Source organism: Micrococcus sp. HMSC067E09 (assembly GCF_001812555.1).
GTDB lineage: Bacteria > Actinomycetota > Actinomycetes > Actinomycetales > Micrococcaceae > Micrococcus > Micrococcus lylae.
The window spans coordinates 38,698-60,785 of the sequence record NZ_KV809409.1 but is presented as its reverse complement, the minus strand read 5'-3'; the positions used below and the strand labels follow the sequence as shown (position 1 = coordinate 60,785).

Annotated in this window: 22 protein-coding genes; 5 read left to right on the top strand and 17 right to left on the bottom strand. The window is 72.2% G+C overall.

Annotation, left to right across the window (positions count from 1 at the left end; genetic code table 11):
• Positions 1-14 precede the first annotated feature (14 nt).
• From HMPREF2863_RS01360 to panC, 3 genes are all read right to left on the bottom strand, one after another.
• Positions 15-488: an SRPBCC family protein gene (locus HMPREF2863_RS01360; protein WP_067190070.1), complete on the bottom strand. Its 474-nt coding sequence runs from the start codon at positions 486-488 to the stop codon at positions 15-17.
• 409 nt (positions 489-897) lie between these two features.
• Positions 898-1,665, bottom strand: coding sequence for a DNA-3-methyladenine glycosylase (locus HMPREF2863_RS01355; RefSeq protein ID WP_083315145.1), 768 nt, complete (start codon positions 1,663-1,665; stop codon positions 898-900).
• A gap of 108 nt (positions 1,666-1,773) precedes the next feature.
• Positions 1,774-2,805, bottom strand: a complete 1,032-nt coding sequence (gene panC, locus HMPREF2863_RS01350; protein WP_070637428.1) for a pantoate--beta-alanine ligase — start codon at positions 2,803-2,805, stop codon at positions 1,774-1,776.
• A gap of 263 nt (positions 2,806-3,068) precedes the next feature.
• Here panC and HMPREF2863_RS01345 point away from each other — a divergent pair, with 263 nt between their 5' ends.
• Positions 3,069-3,677 (top strand): LemA family protein, encoded by a 609-nt coding sequence (locus HMPREF2863_RS01345; protein WP_070637426.1) that lies wholly within the window; start codon positions 3,069-3,071, stop codon positions 3,675-3,677.
• Entirely contained in the window at positions 3,674-4,873 is a 1,200-nt protein-coding gene (locus HMPREF2863_RS01340; protein ID WP_067190065.1) for a DUF3137 domain-containing protein, read from the top strand. The genes HMPREF2863_RS01345 and HMPREF2863_RS01340 overlap by 4 nt, the downstream gene beginning before the upstream one ends.
• Before the next feature lie 168 nt (positions 4,874-5,041).
• Here HMPREF2863_RS01340 and HMPREF2863_RS01335 read toward each other — a convergent pair whose 3' ends face one another.
• Together HMPREF2863_RS01335 and HMPREF2863_RS01330 are read right to left on the bottom strand one after the other, a co-directional pair.
• On the bottom strand, positions 5,042-7,162 hold the full coding sequence (locus tag HMPREF2863_RS01335; protein WP_070637424.1) for a S9 family peptidase: 2,121 nt from the start codon (positions 7,160-7,162) through the stop codon (positions 5,042-5,044).
• 80 nt (positions 7,163-7,242) lie between these two features.
• Positions 7,243-7,560 carry a type II toxin-antitoxin system PemK/MazF family toxin gene (locus HMPREF2863_RS01330; RefSeq protein ID WP_371327610.1) on the bottom strand — a complete coding sequence of 106 codons (318 nt, stop codon included), beginning with the start codon at positions 7,558-7,560 and terminating at the stop codon, positions 7,243-7,245.
• 143 nt (positions 7,561-7,703) lie between these two features.
• Here HMPREF2863_RS01330 and HMPREF2863_RS01325 point away from each other — a divergent pair, with 143 nt between their 5' ends.
• The gene (locus tag HMPREF2863_RS01325) at positions 7,704-8,183 is read left to right on the top strand and encodes a low molecular weight protein-tyrosine-phosphatase (RefSeq protein WP_070637420.1); all 480 of its coding nucleotides are present in this window, start codon (positions 7,704-7,706) and stop codon (positions 8,181-8,183) included.
• A gap of 25 nt (positions 8,184-8,208) precedes the next feature.
• Here the strand turns inward: HMPREF2863_RS01325 and HMPREF2863_RS01320 are convergent, their stop codons facing one another.
• Both HMPREF2863_RS01320 and HMPREF2863_RS01315 read right to left on the bottom strand, forming a co-directional pair.
• Positions 8,209-8,892 (bottom strand): hypothetical protein, encoded by a 684-nt coding sequence (locus HMPREF2863_RS01320; RefSeq protein ID WP_070637418.1) that lies wholly within the window; start codon positions 8,890-8,892, stop codon positions 8,209-8,211.
• Positions 8,893-9,694: 802 nt separating this feature from the next.
• Positions 9,695-10,144, bottom strand: a complete 450-nt coding sequence (locus HMPREF2863_RS01315) for a DUF3806 domain-containing protein (RefSeq protein WP_070637455.1) — start codon at positions 10,142-10,144, stop codon at positions 9,695-9,697.
• 130 nt (positions 10,145-10,274) lie between these two features.
• On the opposite strand from HMPREF2863_RS01315, the gene HMPREF2863_RS01310 reads away from it, so the two are divergent.
• Entirely contained in the window at positions 10,275-10,775 is a 501-nt protein-coding gene (locus HMPREF2863_RS01310) for a DUF3592 domain-containing protein (RefSeq protein ID WP_083315139.1), read from the top strand.
• Positions 10,776-10,777: 2 nt separating this feature from the next.
• Complete coding sequence (locus tag HMPREF2863_RS01305) at positions 10,778-11,662, top strand: fructosamine kinase family protein (protein WP_070637416.1); 885 nt, start codon at positions 10,778-10,780, stop codon at positions 11,660-11,662.
• Between the two features lie 156 nt (positions 11,663-11,818).
• On the opposite strand, the gene HMPREF2863_RS01300 is transcribed toward HMPREF2863_RS01305, so the two are convergent.
• The 10 genes from HMPREF2863_RS01300 to ftsH form a co-directional block, all read right to left on the bottom strand.
• Positions 11,819-12,793, bottom strand: a complete 975-nt coding sequence (locus HMPREF2863_RS01300; protein WP_070637414.1) for a Rossmann-like and DUF2520 domain-containing protein — start codon at positions 12,791-12,793, stop codon at positions 11,819-11,821.
• Positions 12,790-14,691: a PH domain-containing protein gene (locus tag HMPREF2863_RS01295; RefSeq protein WP_141756335.1), complete on the bottom strand. Its 1,902-nt coding sequence runs from the start codon at positions 14,689-14,691 to the stop codon at positions 12,790-12,792. The genes HMPREF2863_RS01300 and HMPREF2863_RS01295 overlap by 4 nt, the downstream gene beginning before the upstream one ends.
• 14 nt (positions 14,692-14,705) lie before the next feature.
• Entirely contained in the window at positions 14,706-15,197 is a 492-nt protein-coding gene (locus HMPREF2863_RS01290; protein ID WP_070637449.1) for a PH domain-containing protein, read from the bottom strand.
• A complete protein-coding gene (locus HMPREF2863_RS01285) occupies positions 15,187-15,729 on the bottom strand; it encodes a DUF3180 domain-containing protein (protein WP_070637451.1) in 543 nt (180 codons plus the stop codon). Before HMPREF2863_RS01285 ends, HMPREF2863_RS01290 begins: the two co-directional genes overlap by 11 nt.
• The gene (folK, locus tag HMPREF2863_RS01280) at positions 15,726-16,517 is read right to left on the bottom strand and encodes a 2-amino-4-hydroxy-6-hydroxymethyldihydropteridine diphosphokinase (protein WP_070637410.1); all 792 of its coding nucleotides are present in this window, start codon (positions 16,515-16,517) and stop codon (positions 15,726-15,728) included. Before folK ends, HMPREF2863_RS01285 begins: the two co-directional genes overlap by 4 nt.
• Entirely contained in the window at positions 16,517-16,999 is a 483-nt protein-coding gene (folB, locus tag HMPREF2863_RS01275; protein WP_083315137.1) for a dihydroneopterin aldolase, read from the bottom strand. Before folB ends, folK begins: the two co-directional genes overlap by 1 nt.
• On the bottom strand, positions 16,999-17,883 hold the full coding sequence (gene folP / locus HMPREF2863_RS01270) for a dihydropteroate synthase (protein ID WP_070637408.1): 885 nt from the start codon (positions 17,881-17,883) through the stop codon (positions 16,999-17,001). Before folP ends, folB begins: the two co-directional genes overlap by 1 nt.
• Before the next feature lie 87 nt (positions 17,884-17,970).
• Positions 17,971-18,930 (bottom strand): PhzF family phenazine biosynthesis protein, encoded by a 960-nt coding sequence (locus HMPREF2863_RS01265; RefSeq protein WP_070637406.1) that lies wholly within the window; start codon positions 18,928-18,930, stop codon positions 17,971-17,973.
• The gene (gene folE / locus HMPREF2863_RS01260; RefSeq protein WP_067190102.1) at positions 18,930-19,532 is read right to left on the bottom strand and encodes a GTP cyclohydrolase I FolE; all 603 of its coding nucleotides are present in this window, start codon (positions 19,530-19,532) and stop codon (positions 18,930-18,932) included. The genes HMPREF2863_RS01265 and folE overlap by 1 nt, the downstream gene beginning before the upstream one ends.
• Positions 19,533-19,902: 370 nt before the next feature.
• Positions 19,903-21,978, bottom strand: a complete 2,076-nt coding sequence (gene ftsH / locus HMPREF2863_RS01255; RefSeq protein WP_070637446.1) for an ATP-dependent zinc metalloprotease FtsH — start codon at positions 21,976-21,978, stop codon at positions 19,903-19,905.
• Positions 21,979-22,088: the final 110 nt, after the last annotated feature.

Here is a 22,088-nt window from a genome sequence, read left to right as displayed (position 1 = left end):
ATGCCTCGCTCAGGTCAGGAGACCGCGGCCGCGAGCTTGGAGACGGACTCCTCCATCTGCTCCTGGCTGATCAGCGGGAACAGGTTCTTCGCAAGGAGGTCCGGGTCGGTGACCTTGGACCAGTCGTAGGTCAGGGTCACCTCCGTGGAATCCTGGCCGGTGGCCTCGAGGGTCCAGATCCACTCCCATCCCGGCGGCTCGGTGCCGGCGGGTGCGGTGGCCCAGCCGACCATCTTGTTCTCGTCGTAGGCGACCACGTGGTTGTCGGTCCGGTACTCGCCGCCCATGTGCTCGCCCTGCATGTTCATGGTGAACACGTCGCCGACCTTCTGGATGCGCTGCGTCTTCTCGTCGTCCACGACGAAGCCGCTGGAGTCGAAGAGCTTGTGCTTCTCCGGCAGGGTCAGCACCTCGAAGATGTCCTTGGCCGGAGCGTCGATAGTACGGGTCACGGACTGCTTCGTCTCACCCTGGGGGCTCTGATTCATGCTCATGCCTGCACCGTAGACACGCCCGCCCCCGCACTGGCAAGGGCGCAGGAGCGACGCGCTTCCGCCGCGGCTTCCTGCGCGGCTCTTGATCTGCACTCGGATCTGCGCCTGCCCGCGCCTCGATCTGCCACTGCCCGCGCCTGCCCGCGCCTCGATCTGATCCAGAGCCTGCCCGGCGTGCTCCCTTTCGGAACGAAGCCCCCGGGGCCAAGCGCCCGTCCCCTCCCAAGCGCTCGATCCGATTCCGAGCATGCGTGGCGTGCTCCCTTTCGGAACGAGGTCTCCGGCACCGAGGCGGCCCTCATTCCCAAGCGCTCGATCCGATCCGGAGCCTGCGCGGCACGCTCCGTTTCGGAACGAAGCCTCCGGGGCCTTGGACATCGCAGCCCGCGGCAGGCGGCCGCCCTCAGGCGGGGACGTTCCGACCCGCACGGAAGCGGCTCACCGAGGCGTCGCCGGTGATCCAGTGCCGCCACGGGAACCGCGCCGATCCTCCCTCGCCGGAGACGCCCACCCGGGGCCCGGTCGACACGTGCGGCGGTGCCGAGCCGGCCGGCGGCGGAGCGAGGACGAACACGGCGGGTGCGAGGCCGTCGTCGGGACGCGGGATGCGGGGAACAGCAAGCCCGGGTGCTCCCCCGGGCGCAGGAGCATCGGCGAGTGTGATCGGCAGGTGCCCCATCTCCAGGGTGATGCCGAGGCCCTGGCCGAGGTTGCCGGGGCCGGAGAGCAGTCGGGCGCCGGTGTCCCGGCCCCGGCGGAGGACGGCGAGGTCATGACCGGCGACGACCTCGGCGGCGCGGACGAGGAGGCCGCCGGCCGCGTCGGGCTCGTGGACGACGAGGTTGAGACAACGGTGGATCCCATAATTCAGGTACACGTACGTCCGCTGCGGCGGCCCGAACAGCGCCGCGTTGCGCTCGGTGCGGCCACGGTAGGAGTGGGCGCCCGGGTCCTCGCCCCGGTCGCCGTAGGCCTCGAGCTCGGTGAGGCGGACGGTGACCGCCCCGTCGGCGGTGATGACCGTGAGCAGGCAGCCGAGCAGGGCCGGCGCCGCCTGCGTGGGGTGGACGTGGAAGAGTGCGGCGAGGTCGTCGCAGGAGCGCGGGACGGGCGTCGAGACCGCGTCCTCCGGGTCCCCTCCCGGCAGGCCGCGGTGAGCTGGGGACGGCATCTTCATCCTTCCGGAGACGTGCATGCGGACGCTGGACGAACCTCCACCCTGGCAGCGTGGACCGTCAGAATCCCAGCCGGGGCCGGCCTGCCACCAGGTGCCGACGCCTCAGTCCTGCGCCGCCGGCAGCACCATGTTGTCGATCAGCCGCACCGGCGGCACGTGTGCTGCCACGAGGGCGAGGGCGTCCCGGCGCAACGGCTGACACAGCAGCTCCGGGCCGAGCTCGGCGAAGGTGTCCCGGTCCACCACCACGAGGTGGTCCAACTCGACGCCCGGTTCGTCCTCGACCATCCGGCGAGCGGCTTGGACGTCGACGGGCTCGCCGGCCGCCGCGGCGTCGGCCAGGCCGCGCAGAGCGCGGCTGAGGACGAGCGCGTGCTCCAGGCCCGCGGCGTCCAGGCGGGTGTTGCGGCTGGACAGGGCAAGGCCCTCGGGGGAACGCACGATGGGCACGGCACGGACGTCGACGTCGATGTCCAGATCCGTGGCGAGGCGGCGCAGGACGGTGAGCTGCTGCGCGTCCTTCTGACCGAAGTAGCTGCGCAGGACCGGCACCGCAGGGCGGGCGATGTTCCACAGCTTGGCCACGACGGTGGCCACGCCGTCGAAGTGCCCCGGGCGGGAGGCGCCCTCGAGGACCTCCCCCATACGGCCGGCCGAGACGGTGACGATCGGCGCGTCAGGGTAGCCCGGATACATCTGCTGCACGTCGGGGGCGAACACGACGTCGGCCCCCGCCGCCGCCAACAGGTCCAGATCGGCGTCCAGGGTGCGCGGGTAGTGCTCGAGGTCGGCCGGATCGCCGAACTGCAGCGGGTTCACGAAGATGCTGACCGCCACGACGTCGTTCTCGGCGCGGGCCCGTCGCACCAGGGCCGCGTGGCCGCCGTGGAGGGCTCCCATCGTGGGGACCAGGCCGACAGTGACGGGCTCGGCGTCGGAGGCATCGTCGTCCGCGGCGCCGGCGACGAGCTCACGGAGGGCAGAGCGCATCTCTGCGACCGTCCGGGTCAGACGAGGACGCGCAGGCACACCTCCGGCCTCGGCCTTCTCAGGTGCCGGGAGGGCGTCCTCGAGGGTGAGGCCGGTGCCGGCGGGAACGGGACGCTGGTCGGGGACGCGATCATAGGGGGTCACCGTCCAAGTCTAGGTGTTGGGGGTCATGAGGTTCTCTAGGTGTTGACGGTCATGAGGATCTCGCCACGAGGCACGGGGCCGGGCGGCGCGCAGGGCGGTCACGGCCCCTGACCCGATGCCTTCTGTCCCCCACGTGCTACGGTGGCCGGCACCCGCACCCGCGCCCGCACCCGGGCCGACACCCGTGCCCGCCCCGTAAGGACTCCGACGCGCCCACGCACCGCCGTCCCCGTGCCCACGCGCCGCCGTCCCGAGGAGGACCCGTGAACACCCCGCTCATCGTCACACTCGTCGTCGCCGCGGTGGTGGTGGTGCTCGCGGTGTGGGCCGTCTCCGTCTACAACGGGCTGGTCCGCCGGCGCAACGACTCGAACGAGGCCCTCAGCGGGATCGACGTCGCCCTGGAGACCCGCTATGACCAGGTGAGCCAGCAGGCCAAGGTGGTCGAAGGTGCCGTGGGCAAGGAGGTCCGCACCATCCTGGACGCGACGGCGCTGCGCACCGGCCGCAGCATCCGCGACCTGAGCGTCCCGGAGAAGGCCGAGCTCGACCAGACCCTCGGCGACGTCCAGCGGCGCATCATCAGCTCCCCCGGCAGCCTGGCCAGCTTCGAGGCCTACCCGGAGATGCGGTCGCTGGCGAACGTGGAGATCCTCCAGCGCACCGTCAACGAGACCGAGGAGCGCCTGCAGGCCGCCCGGCGCGCCTACAACGCGGCCGCCACGGAGTACAACACCGCCCGCGGGCAGTTCCCCACCGTGCTCATCGCCGGCCTGCTCGGCTTCCAGCCGCACACGCTGTTCACGCTCACCGATCCCGTCAAGCGCGGCCAGACGGACCTCGACGGCTTCCTCTCCGGGGGGCAGGCATGAGCGGCATCGAGGTCCCCCCGTTCGAGGAGGTCTGGTCCGGGCTCGACGCCGAGCGGACCCGGCAGGTGGGCGAGCAGGTCGACACGGCCCGCACCGATGTCCCCTGGTACTTCAAGGTGATGCTCGCCGGAGGACTCGCGGTCTTCGTCCTCGCACTGCTGCTGGGCCAGGTCCTCATCGCCCTGGGCGCCGCCGTCGTGTTCGCGATCCCGGCCTTCGTGGTCGTCCGCCGCCTGGCGAACGCGTCCCGCACCGTCAGCACCGACGTGACCGCCCCCGTGTTCGAGGCCATCGCGGCGGGGCTCACCCTCCCCCACGCCGCCCACGACGGCGCCGCCCTGCGCGCCGAGTACGAGCCGGAGGGCAGCGTCCCGCAGCCCCGCCTGCGCTCGGCCGGCTTCATCATGGACACCAGCGTCCTGCAGGAGGACGTCGTCACCGGGACCCTGGGCGAGACGGACTTCGTGCTGGCCGACCTGAAGTGGCAGCAGATGCGGCCGCCGGCCCCCGAGGCCGACCCCGAGAAGGAGGCGCGGGACCGCCGACGCATGGAACGCCTCCAGGACTCGGAGCGCCGGGGCACCCTGGACTCGCGACGCCGCCAGGACGAACTGTCCAGACTGGAGGCACGCTTCGAGCGCGGGGGCGACCTCAGCGCGCTGGTGCCCAAGTCCCTGCGCACCTCCGTCCAGGGCTGGGCGGAGCAGGTCACCACGGACACCGCGATGCTGGGCCCGTCCTTCGTGTTCTTCTCCGCGGACTTCCACAAGGACTTCACCTCCACCGTGTACCTGCTGCCCCGGAAGGACCACCAGGCGTTCCGCGGACTCAGCGAGGACACGGCCCGGGAGCGCGGAATCACCCCGCTGCGTCTGGAGGACGTGCGCATCACGCGCCAGTACGAGGGGTGGGCCTCGGACCAGGTCGAGGCGCGCTACCTCATCACCCCAGAGCTGATGGACACGCTCGACCGGCTGCGCGAACGCTTCGGCACCGAGCACATGGCCGTGTCCTTCACGGGAGGGCGCATGAACATCGGTGCGGCACTGGACACCAACCGGTTCGGCTTCGACCTGGCCCGGCAGCACGAGCGCACCATCGAGGACATGGGCCGGGACATCTACGAGGACCTCGTCCTGTTCCTCGGCCTCGTGGAGGACTTCCGCCTCAACACGCGCATCTGGTCCAAGGACTGAGCCGCGGGCCGACGCGCAGTCAGCGCACCGTCAGGCCGCGCTTGGAGCCCTTGCCGGCCGTGCTCGGCGGCGGCCTGGACGGTGCCCCTCCCCGGACACGACGACGGCCGCCCGCCTTCTGTAGGGAAGGCGGGCGGCCGGCGTCGGGCAGGGCCGTCAGGAGGGCCGTCAGGGGTTCAGGCCGAGCTCCTTGGGCAGGGGTGCGGCCTCCTCGCCGAGGACCTTCTCGGCGAGGAACGCCTGGACCACCTCGTACCAGACCTTCGCGTGCTGCGGGGTGAGGATCCAGTGGTTCTCCTGCGGGAAGTACAGGAACCGGTGCTCGGTGGAACCGTCCTCGCCCGCCGGCAGGCCGGACGTGGCGAGCAGCTCGTACCAGAGGCGCAGGCCCTCGCCGATCGGCACGCGGTAGTCCTTGTCCCCGTGGATCACGAGCATGGGGGTGACGATGTCCTGCACGAACCGGTGCGGGGAGTTCGCGGCCATCATCTCCGGGCTCATCTCACGGTCCCAGTAGAAGGAGGCGTCCGTCGTCGGGCCGAAGCCCTCCAGCGCCCAGAGGGAGGCGTGGGTGACGATCGCCTTGAAGCGGTCCGTGTGGCCGGCCACCCAGTTGGCCATGTAGCCGCCGAAGGAGCCGCCCATGGCGGCGGTGCGGGTGGCGTCGATGTCCGCCCGGGCCTCCACGGCGTCCGTGATGGCCATCAGGTCCGTGTAGGGCTCGGCGCCCCAGCGGCCCCAGCCGCGCTGCACGAAGTCGCGGCCGTAGCCGGTGGACAGCGCCGGGTCCGGCAGGAGCACCGCGTAGCCCTGGGCGACCATGAGCCACGGGTTCCAGCGCCAGGACCAGGCGTTCCAGGAGGACACCGGGCCGCCGTGGATCCACAGCAGCAGCGGGTGGCCGCCCTCGGGGGCCTTCCCGGCAGGCAGGGCGAGCCAGCCGCGGACGCGGGTGCCGTCCTCCGTGGTGGTCTCCACGTCCTCCAGCGTGCCGGGCACAGCCGGGCGCTCGGACGGGTTCTGCAGGCGCGTGGCCTCGCCGGTGGCGAGGTCCACGCGGGCCACCTCCGGTGGGAACAGGTAGGAGGAGCGCACACCGTACAGGGTGGTGCCGTCCGGGGAGATGACGACGTCGGACCACGCCTCGTCCTGGTGCGTCACCTGGGTGACGGCGCCGGAGGGGACGTCGATGCGGAAGAGGGGGGCGCGGCCGTCCTGGTCCGCCACCGCGATGACCGCGGAGTCGTCCGGCAGCCAGCCGACCACGTGGGGCCAGCGGTCCCAGTCGTGGGCCAGCGGGGTGAGCTCCCCGGTGGCGGTGTCCATCAGGTACAGGTGCGGGTCCTGGGTGGACTGGGGGGTGGTGTGCGGGCCGACGACGACCACCGCGCGGGTCCCGTCATGGCTGATCGGCCCGGCGTGGGCGTCCTGGCCGGGCTCGTCCACGAGGGCGGTGACCTGGCCGGTGGCGGTGTCCACCCGGGCGATCCACTCCCTCATGTCCGCCTTCGCGCCGGCGCGGGACGCCGTGACGAGGGCGAAGGAGCCGTCCGGGGCCACGTGGGCGGAGACGCCGAAGCCGTGGGAGCGGTCGAAGCCGGTGAGGTGGCGCAGATGGTGTTCGCCCTCCTCCGGGATGCCGCCGGCCTGCTCGATCGTCGCGGCGCTGGGGTGATCGGCGGAGGCGTCGTCCTGGTCGGCCGGGGCGTCCGGGTCCGGGCCGTCGGCGAGCACGAACAGCTCGGGCGTGGCCGGGCCGAGGTCGTGGTCCCAGTAGCGGACCGGGTAGCCGGTGTGGAGGATGGCGTCCACGCCGGCGTCCTTGCGGGCCTTCGCCAGCTCGGCATGCTCGGCCTCGGTGGCGGCGCCGCGCAGGCGCGGGGCGCCGAGCACCACGGTGTCCGCCGCGGAGGCGCAGGAGACGGAGGAGACGCCACCGGGGCGGGTCAGCACCACGCGGGCCTCGCCGCCCTGGGCCGGCAGCGCCCAGAGCGCAGAGGACTTCTCCTCCTCTCCCGGGGCAGGGCGGCTGGAGGTGAAGTACAGGGTGCCGTCCGCCGCGAACTCGGCACCGGCCTCGCCCTCCACGGAGCGGGTCAGGCGGTGCGCCGGCCGCTCGCCCGACGGGTCCACCTCCCACAGGGCGGAGGCGTAGCCGGTGCCCTTGGCGTTCGGTGTGGCCAGCGTGGTGACCAGCCGGGTGCCGTCCGGGCTCAGGGTCAGGCCGGAGGTGCGCGGCAGCGCGATGAAGTCGGTCAGGTGGTGGAAGGACGTGCGCGGTTCACTCATGAGAACCGTTCTATCCGCGGGGTGTGATGCGGGTCAATCGGCTTCGCGGCGAACGGAACCGGTGGAGCGGGAGGTGCAGATCAGGGCAGGGCCAAGAAGTCTCGAAGCCAGACGTCCACCTCGCGCATCGTCGTGACGTCGACCCGCCCGAGCAGGGATCCCAGCCTGTCCCTCGTGATCGTCCGAGGCTGCTCCGTCAGGACGAAGGTCGGCCGAGGCAGCTCCAGGTGGGGGCCCGTCAGGCGGACATGGTTGGGCCAGCCCCGGTCGGCGGTGGTGCAGGGAAGCACGATGGCCAGTGTGTCAGCTTTGGCCAGGAAGAGGTCGCTCGCCACGACCAACACCGGCCGCCGGCCGGCCTGTTCCCTCCCCAGGGTCGGGTTCACATCCGCCCACACCACGTCTCCGCGATGGAGCTCAACGGTCACCGTCGTGCCCCTCTGGCGCAGGAAGTGCGACGTCCCATTCCCAGAACTCCAGCCTTCCGTCCGCCCACGGACGCCCTTGGCACGGCTGTGCGAACGCATGGAAGGATCGAGGCATGCGCATCATCACCGTCTGCCTGGGCAACATCTGCCGCTCCCCCGCCGCCGAGGCCGTGCTGAAACGCGCCCTACAGCGCTCCGGCCTGGACTCCCAGGTCTCGGTGCGCTCGGCAGGGACAGCGGACTACCACGTGGGCGAGCAGCCCTACCCGCTGACCCTCGAGGTCGGCCGGGAACGGGGCTACACCTTCGACTCCGTGGGCGCGCAGCTCACTCGCGAGGACATCGACGACGCGGACCTGATCCTCGTCATGGACGAGTCGAACTATGACGACGTCCTGGCCCTGGCCGGACCCGGCGACGCGGAGGACAAGGTGCACCTGCTCGGCGAGTTCGCCTCCTCCGTGGACACCCAGGGCGTCCTGGAGGTCCCGGACCCCTGGCAGCGCCCGAAGCACGTGTTCGTGGACATGTACGAGCAGATCGAGGACTGCGTGGAGGGAGTCGTCGCGGCCATCAAGGCCGGAGACCTCTAGGACCTCCGCCGACGGCGAGACGTCATCACGCCTGCGCCGGCAGTGCCTCGGCGAGCGCCGTGATCAGCGCGTAGAGGGCCTCGCCGGTCCGGGAGGCCTCGTCCGGCCGCGGCGCCGGATGCACCCGCCAGGTCAGCGGGGTCCCCGGGACGTGGACCGCGTCCGCGATCACCCAGTCCTGGGACGTGCTGCCGTCGATGACAAGGAACTCGGTCTGCGCCTCCTCCACCCGGTGGCTGACATGCAGCTCCACATGCCACGGCGTGTCCGCGCCCGGCCCGTGCCAGGTGGCCGTCATGCGCACCACCTCGTCCCCTGCGGCCTGCTCACGATGGGCCAGCCACAGCCGAGCCTCCACGGGACGGTCCGGCGCAGTGTCCACGACGATGCTCCAGGCCCCGCCGAGGGCGCGCTGCACCGGCGCTGGTTGATCCCCGTCCGGAAGGCCCCCGGCCAGACCGTTGGGGGCCACCACCGCGTCCCACGCGCTGACCTGTGCCACCCGTGCGCGCGGTGCCGCCACCGGCGGTGCGCTGACCTGCGCAGCCGGCGCCGCAGCACGCAGGACCTCGACGGCGGCGGCCAGGATCTGCCCGGCATCGGAACGCTCCGGCGCGGACAGCCAGACCACCTCACCGCCGCCGTCCGGCACCAACGCGGCACCGACGGAGCACAGGTCGCCGCACAGGCCCGACCGCAGCACCTCCACCCGCACCCCCGGGACGGGGCTGGGGCACCTCTGTGTGCTGAGGGCAAGGCCGAACGTCGGACCCGGATCCTCCAGCGTCAGTCGCGGCAGCGCGTCCGATCCTCCGTGGTCGCAGCGCAGGACGACGACCCCGCCGTCCGTGAGAATGCGCACCGTTTCCGTGGCCGCCGTTGCCTCGATTTGCCGTACATGCCTACCCATCAGACGGCACACTGACTGTATCTGTCACAGGCGAACTTCCCGTCAGCATATATGGACGCCCGAGTACTTCCGGCCCGATCCCTCAGCTTCCACGCCTTGTTTGCGTGACCGGCGGTGTCTTTGTGCAGCGACCAGCCTCGAGCCTTTCCAGTCCCCGCCCTGTAAGTGTTGTTCCCCGTGAAAAGGTCCATGCGCAGGAACGTGGACCCTCCTCGGCTGAACGTGAAACCGGCCATGCCCGCGCCGGCACAGTCCACAGACCCCTCTTCTTCAGCGGGAGAGGCGGGCGACACAGCAATCGACTGAGACGCAGGATCTGCCGAGTCGCATCGATAGGGCATGGCGATAGCACTTGGCCCAGCAACCATGGCTCCGCCGAGCAGAGCGATGGCAGCGGCTACGCCCACACACCTACTCGAAATAAGGTGATGAATGTCACAAAGTCCGAACATGAGGGGAGAATAGCCGTCGATTTGTACGTTGTCAATACCCTCGGGCCGTCAGGCACTCACCCCCTCGAGCGCGCGTTGTGCAAGGACATTCACAGGCCTCCGGACTCGTCCCGCGGTCCCTGCCGTGCTCGACAGAGTCGCTACCAATGTCACTCCTGCCCCCGCACCTGACGCACCTGCCCGCCGAACCACTCGACGAACTCAGGGACCCACCCGGTGGCCCCCTCATTCCAGTGCGTGCCCACAGTGGACTGCGGGAAGAGCACCGCAGAGGAGAAGGGGTCCCGCAGGCCGAGGTGCGTGCCGTCGTCGTCCTTCACGGTGACCCACTGCAGGCCGTGCGCGGCGCCCAGGTGCTCGCCGATCAGCACGGCCACCACGTCCAGCATCACGGAGGCGACCTCCGGCTCCAGCTCCCCGGCCTGCACGGCCGCGAGCTGCCGGTCCGCGTAGGCGCTCACCTGGTCCAGCTCGAGGTGGTCCACGCCCTCCTGACGGGCGAAGCCGAGGCGGTCCTGGACCCACTGCTCCTCCGCATCGGTGAGCGGGGCGACGGCGTCGGTGTGCGGGGCGTTCTTCTGCGCGGCATCCTCGGTCATGGACACCATTCCATCACGGTGGTCGTTCCCCCGGCCGGGCCCATGCGCTAGCGTCTCACCCGGACAGGGATGGCCACAGGCCGCCGGACAGACGGACTCCCGGAAGGCGCGGGAGGCAGAGGAGGGGACCTTGCTCGGATTCGGGCCCGGAGGGTTCAGCACGTTCCAGCTGATGTTCGCGGCGGTTCCGCTGTTCATGATCGCCATCGCCGGATGGGGGCTGGTCTCCGTCGCCCGGCGCCGCGCGGACGCGAACCGCATCGTCCGCGTCGGGCAGCGCGTGCAGGGCAAGGTGATCACCGCCTACGTGGGCCAGAGCGGCTCCGGGGACAACCGGCAGACCTACATCGTGGAGACCATCGAGTTCATGACCCTGGACGGCCGCACCGTACGCGCCTCCCCCACCTATTCGGACGTCGGACTCACCGACCGCGGCGGCATGTTCGTCACCGTCATCTACGACCCGCAGGACCCCTCCCGCTTCCTCGCCCCCCAGGACGGCCAGGAGCTGCGGATGCGCGGCCATGGTGTGCAGATCGGCGTCCGGGTGTTCATCATCCTCTTCGCCCTGTTCTTCCTGGTGTCCTCACAGCTCATGTTCTTCAGCTTCACCTCCCTGCTGGACCGCTGAGCATGGCGGGAACCGGCTCCACGCACCGCGTCCGCCACGACGACGGCACCCTCGCCTTCCGCAAGACCGACGCCCTCCCCGGGCTCCTCGCCTTCGAGGCCCGGGGTCTGCGCGCCCTGGCCGGTGCGGGCGCGCGGGTGCCGGCCGTGCTGCGGGCCGAGGACGACCTGCTCGAGATCGAGTGGGTCGAGGACACCGGCCGGGCCACCCCGCAGACAGAGGAGGCGTTCGGCCGGGAGTTGGCCGCCCTGCACCGGGACTCCCGACCGCCGGAGGCAGGTGCCGACTGGTTCGGCGCGGTGGACGGACACCCGCACCGGCCCGCCGGATCCGACCGTGGGCCGGTGCGGGCCTGGCTCGGCGCCGCCGCGATCGACCTGACCCCGTGCGACACCTGGGCGGAGTCCTGGGTGGTCCGACGCATCGTGCCGCTGGCCGAGCAGGCCGTGGACGCAGGCAGCGCCCCCGAGCGCGTCCGAGAACTGGCGGCCGCGCTGGCGGAGCTGACGGCCGGCTTCGGCCCCGACTCCCCGAACACGCACCCGGGTGCGGCGGTGCTGGGAGGGGCGGAGCCGTCGTCGTTGGTCCACGGTGACCTGTGGGCCGGGAACCGGCTGATCGACGCCGCCGGGCGCAGCTGGCTGATCGACCCGTGCGCGCATCGCGGACACCGCGAGGTGGACCTGGCCATGATGGACCTGTTCGGCGGTTTCGGGCCCGGGGCGTGGGAGGCGTACGAGGAGGCCTTCCCACTCGCCGACGGGTGGCAGGAGAGGGTGCTCGCCTATCAGGCGGTGCCCCTGCTGGTGCACGCCGTGCTGTTCGGCGGCGGGTACGGGCGGCAGGCCGAGGCGGCGCTGGAGCACGCCGTGCGGCTAGGAGGCTGAGGCGCCGGCCAGGGCGGAATGAGTTCCTCCTCCCCTTCCACCAACTGGTGAGGACTCACCCCCTCGGGACCCGAAAGCAGGGCGTGAGAGGGTGAGTCCTCACCAGTAAGCGGGGGACCAGAAAGCGGGGGACCAGAAAGCGGGGGCGTGGAGGGGTCAGAGCCCGCCGGTCTCGCCGCCGGTCTCGCTGCCTGTCTCGCCCGACTCCTCCGCGCCGTCCAGGGCGGCGCGGATGCGGGCGGCCACGTCCGGGCGCAGGGCGCCGCGGTCCTCGGCGCGGTCTGCGGTGGCGCGGGCCATGGCCTCCCAGGCGTGGAGGATGTCCGCGGGCATACCCTCCTCCACCATCTGCTCCAGGGTCTCGCGGTGGCCGCGGACGGTCTCCACGTCCCCGCGGGCCACCGGGCCGGTCAGCGCAGCATCCCCGTTGGACAGGGCGTTCTCCAGGGACGCCGAGAGCAGGGGCCGCAGCAGGCGCTCGGTGTCCGTCACGCCGATCTCCGCCAGCAGCTGCGCCGACTGTGCGGTCAAGGTCACCAGATGGTTCGAGCCGTGGGAGAGGGCCAGGTGATAGGCCGGCCGGTCCGCCTCCTTGATCACCACCGGCTCACCGCCCATCTCCACGGCGAGCGCCTGCGCCACCGGCAGCACCACCGGGTCCGCGGTGACGCCGAAGACGCAGTCCTTGAGCCGGTCCAGATCCAGGGACAGCCCGGTGAAGGTCATGGCCGGGTGGATGGCCAGCGGGATCGCACCGACCGCCCGGACGGACGTCATCACACCCACGCCGTAGCGGCCGGAGGTGTGCACCAGCAGATGCCCGGCCTGCACGTGGCCGGCCTGCACGAGACCGTCCACGAGCTCGCCGAGCACGTCGTCCGGGACGGCGAACAGCACCATCTCGGAACGGCGCAGGATCTCCGGGATCTCCAGGACCGGCACGTCCGGCAGCAGCGCCTCGGCCCGGGTCTTCGAGGCCTCGGACACCGCGTGCACGCCGGTCACCGTGTGCCCGGCGCTGCGCAGGGCCGCGCCCAGCACGGCACCCACCTTCCCTGCGCCGATCACGCCGACGCCCAGGCGTCCCGGACGCTGGGCGGGGTCGATCGCGGTGTCCAGTCCGCCGGTCACGGTGTCTCCTTCGTGGGGGTCGGGCCCGCCTGCGCGCTCGGCAGCCGGCCGGGGTCCTGTGCGGCCGGCGCGGGCGCCGCAGCACCGGCCCCCGCAGGCTGCAGCTGCCGCTCGAAGCGCTCGAGCTCCTCGGGGGTCATCCACTGATCGCGGTCCTTGAGGCGGCGGGCCACGGCGGCGATCTGCGACTCATGCTGGAACAGCTTCTCGGCCGCCGCACGGTCCTGCGCCTTCACGGTGACCTGCTTGCCGCCGGCCAGGTGGACGGCCACGTCCGCCACGCGCAGACGGCGCTGCACGGGTCCGGCATCGATCCGCAGGTCCTGGATGCGCTCGTGCTCGGCCACCTCGAGGCGGCGGGCGAAGCGTCCGCCGCGCACCAGCAGCAGCCGGGAGGTGGTGAGGAAGCCGGTGCGGCGCCACGTGAACCACGTGAACCAGGCCCGCGCGCGGCGCGGGATGTGGGTGAATCCGCCGTCGGTGAGGTCGCCGTGCAGGGCCACGTGCATCAACTCCGCCGGACTCAGCTCTGCGGCCGCGCCCTCGGCCACGCCGGGCTCCGGGGACACGATGGTCAGCACGCGCAGCACGTCCTCCCACGGGCCCACCGGCAGCACGAGCGAGCGTTCGGAGTCCACACCGGTGCCGTAGCCGGCCACCTGCACCCGCACCTGGTACCAGCCCAGCGGTCGCCAGAGCAGCGACTGCCGGATGGTCACGCCCTGCACGCGCCCGGGCGGGACGGTCTGGGAGTTCGTCTCCGTCAGGCCGTAGCGCAGCTTCAGCCCGTCCCGCGAGTGGCGGACGGTGAAGCCCCAGCCCTTGTTCAGGCCGGACCAGGTGCTGGTGACGATCGCGAACAGCAGCGGGACCGCGAAGCCCGCCGCGCCGAGCCCGATGATGGACCACCGCGTCTCCCCGTCGCCCAGCCATGCCTCGGGCATGAGGCCGACGAACAGTCCCGCGGCCCCCAGGAACCCGGCGAAGCCGATGAGGGTGGCCAGCGGGCCCGAATCGGACAGCATCACCGAGCCGACCAGCCGCCCCGGCGGGACCTTGAGCATGAGCACGCCCTCGTCCCGGTCGCGCAGCATCGGCTGCCCGGCCGGGACCACCGTGTCCGGCGAGCCGGAAGCGGCGGGTGCGGTGCCGTCGTCGGGAAGGGGGCCGGGGGCGGACGCGCCCTCCGCGGGCAGGCCGTCTGCCGGCTGCGCCTGCTCGGCCCGGTAGTCGGCGACGCCCGAGGCGTGGTCGAGGATCTCGCGGCGGACCTGCTCGGCGCGGTCCTTCTTCAGAAAGGACAGCTCCAGGGCGGTGTCCCCGCCGTCGGCGGCCTCGACCTTCACCGCGGCCAGCCCGAACAGGCGCGGGATCAGGGGGTGCTGCAGGTCCACGGCCTGCAGGCGGTCATAGCGCATCTGCCGGTTCTTCCGGAACAGCCAGCCCTCGCGCAGCTGGACCTCCGAGTCCGTGAGGCGGAAGCGCCTGAACCACCAGGACAGGAAGAAGACCACGCCGAGCAGCAGGATCACGCCGGCGGCGATGCCGATGGCCGGCAACAAGTCCATGATCGAGTCCGGCCCGGAGCCGCCCGAACCGGAGTCCCCGCCGCGGCGGCCGGCGCCGAAGACGCTGTCCACCCACTCCTCCACGAACTCACGGCCGACGATGAACAGCATCACCGCCAGGAAGGTCCAGCTCTTCACCCACGGGGTCAGCGGGTGCATGCGGGTCCAGCCCTCGGCGTCCGTGGGACGCCCGGTGTCCGTCACCGGGGCCTCGGCGGCGTCTGTGGGCCGCTCGGTCTCCGCCGCGGGGGCGTCATCGGCGGGGAGGTCCTGTCCCTGGGGCTGCGGTCCGGGCAGGTCGCGGCGGTCGTCGTCCTGAGGCGTCGGCATGCGGTCCTCCGGGATCACAGGCCCGCCAGCCTTGCCTGGCCGCGCTGCATGAGCACCTCGCGCAGCCGCTCGGACTCGGCCTTGGACAGCCCGGTCATCTCCAGGTCCGCGCCGGCGGTCTTCAGGGTCACCGTCTGCACGCCGAAGCGGCGCTGGATCGGCCCCTCCTCCACGTCCACGTACTGCAGGCGCCCGTAGGGCACGGCCTTCACGGAGCGGAACATCAGTCCCTCCCGCCAGAGGATGTCGTCCTCCCGCTCGGCATAGCCCCGGGCGCGCACCTGGCGGGGGGTCAGGGCGAGGTCGATCAGACCCCACAGCAGCATCGCGCCGGGCAGACCCCAGGCGAACCAGTCCCAGAGGCCCGCCCAGACGCCGGTGAGCTTGAGGATCAACGGGACGGCGGTGACGCCCACGAAGAACAGCGTGCCCACCACGCCGGTCACCAGCTGGGCCGGGATCTCCTTCTCGGACACGGGCATGAACTCCACACCCTCAAGCTCCATGGCGCGCACGCGCGTATCCCTCCTCCGTCTCGGGTGGACGGCGGACGCCCCGCCCGCCGGACTGCCCATCCTGCCCGAGGCCGCCCTCGGGATCCGAATCGTCGCCGCGGATGCGGCACCAGGACTCCACCAGCAGGCCGATCACCACCATCACGGCACCGGCCACCACCATGAGGATCGCGTCCAGGAGCACGCCGCGGGCGGCGACCGCCCGGGTCAGCACCTGCACCAGCACCCCGGCGTGCCAGCCGCCGAACAGGGCACCGGCGAACGCCCCCGCCTGGGCCAGCACCAGGATGCGGGCGGCGGCGAGCGGGTCCATCCGCTCGGCGGGCTTCCGGCCCCGGTCCCGGCGGATGCGCAGGCCGAAGCCGAGGCTGATCAGGGCCACCACCAGCAGGGTGATCAGGGCCGGAGGGCCCAGCACCGGGGTCAGCCGGCCGGCGCCCTGGGAGAGCAGCGCGACCGTCCAGCCCAGCAGGCCGGCCAGCAGCGCCATCCCGGGCAGCCACCAGGTGCGCAGCGTGATCATGTGCGGTCCCTCCACGTCGAGTCGATGCGCTCTCCGGGAGCAGTCTCCTCCTGCCGTGAGGCCCCGCGCGAGGCCGACGACGCACCCGGGGAGAGGCGGCCGCCGTCGGGAAGGGAGGGCTTCGGGCGGGCGGGCCCGCCGTCCAGGTGGACGCGCTCCGGCGGCATGCGGCGGACCGTGTCCGCACCCTCGGCGCGCTCGGCGAGCTCGGCCACCGGCACCCCGGCGAGCGCGGCGTCCGGGTCCAGCCAGAGCCACGGCAGCAGCACGAAGGCGCGCTCGGCGGCGCGCGGATGCGGCAGGGTCAGGTCCGGGGGGTCGCTGGTGAGGTCCCCGTAGGCGACGATGTCCACGTCCAGGGTGCGGGCGCCCCAGCGGACGGTCCGGCGGCGGTGGTGCTCCTGCTCCAGCAGGTGCGCGGTGCCCAGCACCTCCCACGGCGAGCGCGTGGTCCGCGCGGTGACCACCTGGTTCCGGTAGTCCGGCTGTCCGGGCGGGCCGCCGACCGGCTTCGTGAGCGCACGCGGGGACGCCTGCACGTCCGTGAACCCGGGCATCACCGTCAGGGCGGCCACGGCCGCGTCCATCGTCTGGTCTGCCTCCCCCAGGTTGGCGCCCAGCGCCAGCACGACGACGGCCGGCCGGCTCGGCCTGTCCCCCAGGGTCTTCGTGGGGGCCGGGCCCTGTGCCGGGTGGGTCCAGTCCCGCGTGACGGGCTCGCCCGGGGCGGGGGTGCCCCCGGCGCCGGGGGCGCCGGACGGGGGGGCGGGGGTGGAGGTGTCCGACATCAGCGGGAGGCCTCGAGGTCGGCGCGGTCGCGGACGACCGTCACCTGGACGTCGTGGAACTCGTGCGGCAGCGGGGCCTGCGGCTTGTGCACGGTGACCTCCACGGTCTCCACCAGCGGCTGGGTCTGCAGGATCGTGCCGACGATGCGGTCCGCCAGCGTCTCGATGAGGTCGAAGGGCTCGCCCATGATGAACCCGGCCACCAGGTCCCCGACCTCGGCGTAGTTCACGGTCTTCGTCAGGTCGTCCGTGGCGGCGGCCTCGGCGACGTCCACGTGCATGACCACGTCCACGGCGAACGGCTGTCCCTCGCGCTTCTCCTCCTCGAAGACGCCGTGGTGGCCGACGGCGGAGATGCCCATGAGGCGGATGACGTCTCGGCGGGCCGGACGGACCGGGCGGACGCTCTCAGCGCCGGTGTGCTCGGAATGGACGCCGCGGCCGGCGGTCGGGCCGGAGGCGCTCTGGTGGCGGGCGAACATCAGACGGTCTCCTTGCCTCGCCAGGCGGCGGCGGCACGGACGGCGTCCGCGGTCGGGGGGACGTCGTGCACCCGGACCGCCCACGCGCCGTGGTGCGCGGACAGGGCGGACACGGCGGCCGTGGCGGCGTCGCGCTGCGTCGGGGACGGCGAGGCGCCGTCGTCGTGGGTGTGCCCGGGCTGGCCCTGAAGGAGGGTGCCCAGGAAGCGCTTGCGGGAGGCGGCCACCAGCACGGGGTGGCCGAGGGGGGTGAGGCGGTCGAGGCCGCGCAGCAGCTCCCAGTTCTGCTCCCCGGCCTTGGCGAAGCCCAGGCCCGGGTCCAGGATCAGCTGCTCCGGGGCGACGCCGGCGTCGTAGAAGCGCTGGCGGACCTCGATCAGCTCGGCGATCACGTCCTCCACCACGTCCCCGTAGTCCGCGAGGGCGTCCATGGTGGTGGGGGTGCCGCGGTTGTGCATGAGGATGTACGGCGCGCCGGTGGCGGCGATGAGCGCGGGCATGTCCGGCTCGTGGTTCAGCCCGGAGACGTCGTTGACGATCACATCCCCCAGGGCCAGCGCGGCGCGCGCGGTGGCGGTGTGCCTGGTGTCCACCGAGAGGACTGCTCCCTCGGCGAGCAGCTGCTCGATCACCGGGAGGATGCGCTCCTGCTCCTGCTCCTCGGTGACGAACGCGGCGCCGGGCCGCGTGGACTCGCCGCCGACGTCCACGATGTCCGCCCCGGCGGCGAGCAGCGCGCGGCCGTGCTCGATCGCGGCCGGGACGGAGGCGTGGAGGCCTCCGTCCGAGAAGGAGTCCGGGGTGACGTTGAGGACGCCCATGACGAGCGTGCGGTCAGCCGGCAGTCGGCGCAGAAGGGCGGGCGTCTGGTCCTCGGCGGTCATGGGTTCATTGTGTCAGAGCGGGCACGGGCGCCGGCAGACGTGGCCGGGCGTCGGCAGACGTGGCCGGGCGTCGGGGCCATGCCGCGCTCACGCCAGGATCTGCCCGTGCACGCCCACGGTGACGTCGCCGCCGATCCAGAGGTCCCCGGCCTCGTCCGCGCTCACCCGCACGCGCCCGTCCCTCCCGACGGCGGCACCCTGCCCAGCCTCGAACGGCACCGTCAGCCGGTGGCCGCCGTCCGGCGCGTCCGCGCCGGTGAGCCAGCAGGCCAGGCCGGCGTTCAGGCTGCCGGTCACGGGGTCCTCCCGCACACCCGAGTCCGCGAGCAGGGCACGGACCTCGAGGGCGACGGCGGCGGTCCGTGCGCCGGTCAGTGCGCACAGTCCGACCTTCACCGCCGAGCCGTCCGCCGACGGCCGTGGGCGGACCCCACGCAGGGTCTCCACGTCCCGCAGCAGCAGGGACAGCCAGCCGGGGCCGTTGTCCGTCCAGCGAGCGGCGACCACATCCTCCACGTCCAGGCCGGCCACGTGCAGGGCCGCCTCCAGTTCGGCCCCATCAGGCTCCGTGTCCCGCGTGAGGGCGGGCGCACGGAAGGCCAGGCGCAGCGGCGACCCCGCACCACCGGTGAGGCAGCCCTCGAAGGCGACGGGGCCGTCGTCGGGACGCAGGTGCGGGCCGGACTCGACCCGGACCTCCACGAGGCCGGCGGCACACTCCTGCACCACCACCCCGAGCGTGCGCGGACGGCCGCCGGCCAGCAGCCAGGCCGCGGCGGTCCCGAGCGTGGGGTGCCCGGCGAACGGCAGCTCGCCGGTGGGGGTGAGGATGCGGACGCGGTAGTCGGCGGCCGGGTCCGTGGGCGGCAGGACCACGGTGGTCTCGGACAGGTTCGTCCAGGACGCGACCGCCGCCATCCGCTCCTCGGACAGGCCCTCGCCGTCCATCACCACCGCCAGCGGGTTGCCCGCGAACGGCCCGGCGCCGAACACGTCCACCTGGGTGAACGGTCGGGGGCGGAGGCGGCAGTCGTGGGAGGCGGACATCAGCCGTTGAGGATCAGGCTCATCGCCTCGGCCCGGGTGGAGGGGTCGCGCAGCTGGCCGCGGACCGCCGAGGTGACGGTCTTCGCGCCGGGCTTGCGGACCCCGCGCATGGACATGCACATGTGCTCGGCCTGGATCACCACGATCGCCCCGCGCGGGTGCAGATGCTCCACGAGCGCCTCCACGATCTGTGTGGTCAGCCGCTCCTGGACCTGAGGGCGGCGTGCGTAGAGCTCCACCAGCCGGGCCAGCTTGGACAGGCCGGTCACCCGGCCCTGCGCGGACGGGATGTACCCGATGTGCGCGGTGCCGTGGAACGGGACGAGGTGGTGCTCGCAGGTCGAGTAGAACGGGATGTCCTTCACCAGCACGAGCTCGTCGTGCGCGATGTCGAACGTCGTGCCCAGCACCTGGTCCGCGGACTGGTGCAGGCCCGCGAAGAACTCCGCGTAGGCCTTCGCCACGCGCTTCGGGGTGTCCTGCAGTCCCTCGCGGTCCGGGTCCTCCCCGATCGCCTCGAGGATCTCGCGGACGGCCCGCTCGATGCGCGGCCGGTCCACGGTGGTCTGCTGCGGGTCGAAGGTGCCCGGCACCCCCGTCACGACGTCGGCTCCGTCACCCCGGCCGGCCGCCTCCCCCTGCGGGGCGTTCCGATGGGGATCCTGGGCGCCCCGGTGGGGATCCGGGGAGGTGCCGTGCCAGGCGGAGGTGCCGGCGCCGTCGTCGGGACGCTGCGCCTGCGGCGCCGAGGAGACGAGCACGGGATCCGTGTCCGCCGACGTCACCACCGACTCCTGCGCCGACGGGTCCCAGACCGCAGGCGACGCGCCGCCGTCCATCCAGTCCTCCGGCCAGGCGTCACGGCCGGCGTGCTCGCGGCCGGGCTGGTTGCTGCCGGCGTGGTCGCGGCCGGGCTGGTCACGGCCGGGCTGGTTGCTGCCGGGCTGGTTGCTGCCGGGCTGGTCATGGTGGTCAGTGGATCGGGTCATGGCCGGCTCCGGGCAGGTCGGGGCCGCCGTCACCGGGCGCCGAGCCCCGGTCCGGTCCGGCCGTGGTGGGCGGGGCGTCCGGCGCGTGGCCGGGGACGGTGGTCGACTCCACGCCGATCGGCTCCTGCTCGCCATCTCCGAGGCGCGAACGGCGCTCCTGCGGGGACAGCACCGGGGGCAGATCCTGCTGCGGGCGGTCGTCCGCAGCCAGCCAGACCGGGCGAGGCTCGCGCTTGCGCACGTCCTTGAAGATCTCCGCGACCTCCTCCTGGTTGAGCGTCTCCCGCTCGAGGAGCTCGTAGGCCAGGCGGTCCAGGACGTCTCGATTCTGAGTGAGCACCCAGTGGGCCTCCGCGTGCGCCTGGTCCATCAGCTGACGGACCTCGGCGTCCACGAGGTAGGCGAGCTCCTCCGAGTAGCCGCGGCCGGAGCCTGCGCTGCCGTGGCCGAACGCCTCCGAGTTCTCGCCGCCCAGCTTCACAGCGCCCACCTTGGAGGACATGCCGTACTGGGTGACCATCTTCTGCGCCGTCTCGGTGGCCTTCTGGATGTCGTTCGCGGCGCCGGTGGAGGGATCGTGGAAGACGATCTCCTCGGCCACCCGGCCGCCCATGGCGTAGGCCAGCTGGTCCAGCAGCTCGTTGCGGGTGATGGAGTACTTGTCGTTCTCCGGGACCACCATCGTGTAGCCGAGCGCCCGGCCGCGGGGCAGGATCGTGATCTTCGTGACCGGCGCCGAATGGCGCAGGCCCGCGGCCACCAGGGCGTGGCCGCCCTCGTGGTAGGCGGTGACCTTGCGCTCGTGCTCGTTCATCAGGCGCGTGCGCTTCTGCGGGCCGGCCATCACGCGGTCCACGGCCTCGTCGAAGGCGGTGGCGTCGATGACGTTGTTGTTCGAACGGGCCGTGAGGAGAGCGGCCTCGTTGATGACGTTCGCCAGGTCTGCACCGGTGAAGCCCGGGGTGCGCTTGGCGATGGTGCGCAGGTCCACATCCAGGGCGATCGGCTTGCCCGTGGCGTGCACCTCGAGGATCTTCGCGCGGCCGTCCAGGTCCGGGGCCTCCACCGGGATTTGCCGGTCGAAGCGGCCCGGGCGCAGCAGGGCCGGGTCCAGGACGTCCGGCCGGTTGGTGGCCGCGATCATGATGACGTTGGTGGAGGCGTCGAAGCCGTCCATCTCCACGAGCATCTGGTTCAGGGTCTGCTCGCGCTCGTCATTGCCGCCGCCGATGCCCGCGCCGCGGGAGCGGCCGACCGCATCGATCTCGTCCACGAAGATGATCGCCGGAGCGTTCTGCTTCGCCTGCTCGAACAGGTCACGGACACGCGAGGCGCCCACGCCCACGAACATCTCCACGAAGTCCGAGCCGGAGATGGAGTAGAACGGGACGTTCGCCTCGCCGGCGACGGCCTTGGCGAGCAGGGTCTTGCCGGTGCCGGGAGGGCCGTACAACAGGACGCCCTTCGGGATCTTCGCGCCCACGGCATGAAAGCGCTGCGGCTGGGTCAGGAACTCCTTGATCTCGTGGAGCTCCTCGACGGCCTCGTCCGCGCCGGCGACGTCCTTGAACAGCACGTCCGGGTTGTCCTTGTTGATCAGCTTCGCCCGGGACTTGCCGAACTGCATGACCTTGGAGTTGCCGCCGCCCATGCGGCCCATGAGGAACCAGAACAGGCCCAGGATGATGATGAACGGCAGGACCAGGCCGAGCATGGACAGGAACCAGTTCGAGCGCTCCGGCTCGTCCTGGTAGCCGTCCAGGGAGGACTCGTCGATCGCCGCGACGACGTTCTCGGCGCGCGCCTCCGAGTAGTAGAAGTAGACCTCCTTGCCGAAGTCCTTCCCCTCCTGCTTGTAGTTCTCGCGGAGGGTGAGGTCCACGCGCTGGTCGCCGTCGGAGATGAGGGCCTCGGCAGCCTTGTTCTCCTTCAGGAGCGTCATGCCGACGTTCGTGTCCACCGCCTCGCGCTGCGGCTGCATCACGGAGGGGATCACGAAGCCCAGCACCACCAGAGCGAGCAGGATCCAGAAGAAGGGTCCCTGGAGGAACTTCTTCAGACCCGAAGGCCTGTCCTTCGAGCCGGCGTTCTTGTCCGCCACGTGGCCACGCTCCTGTCCTGAAACACGGCCTGCCGGCCGGGTGCACTGGTCCGGGGGCCTACGTTACC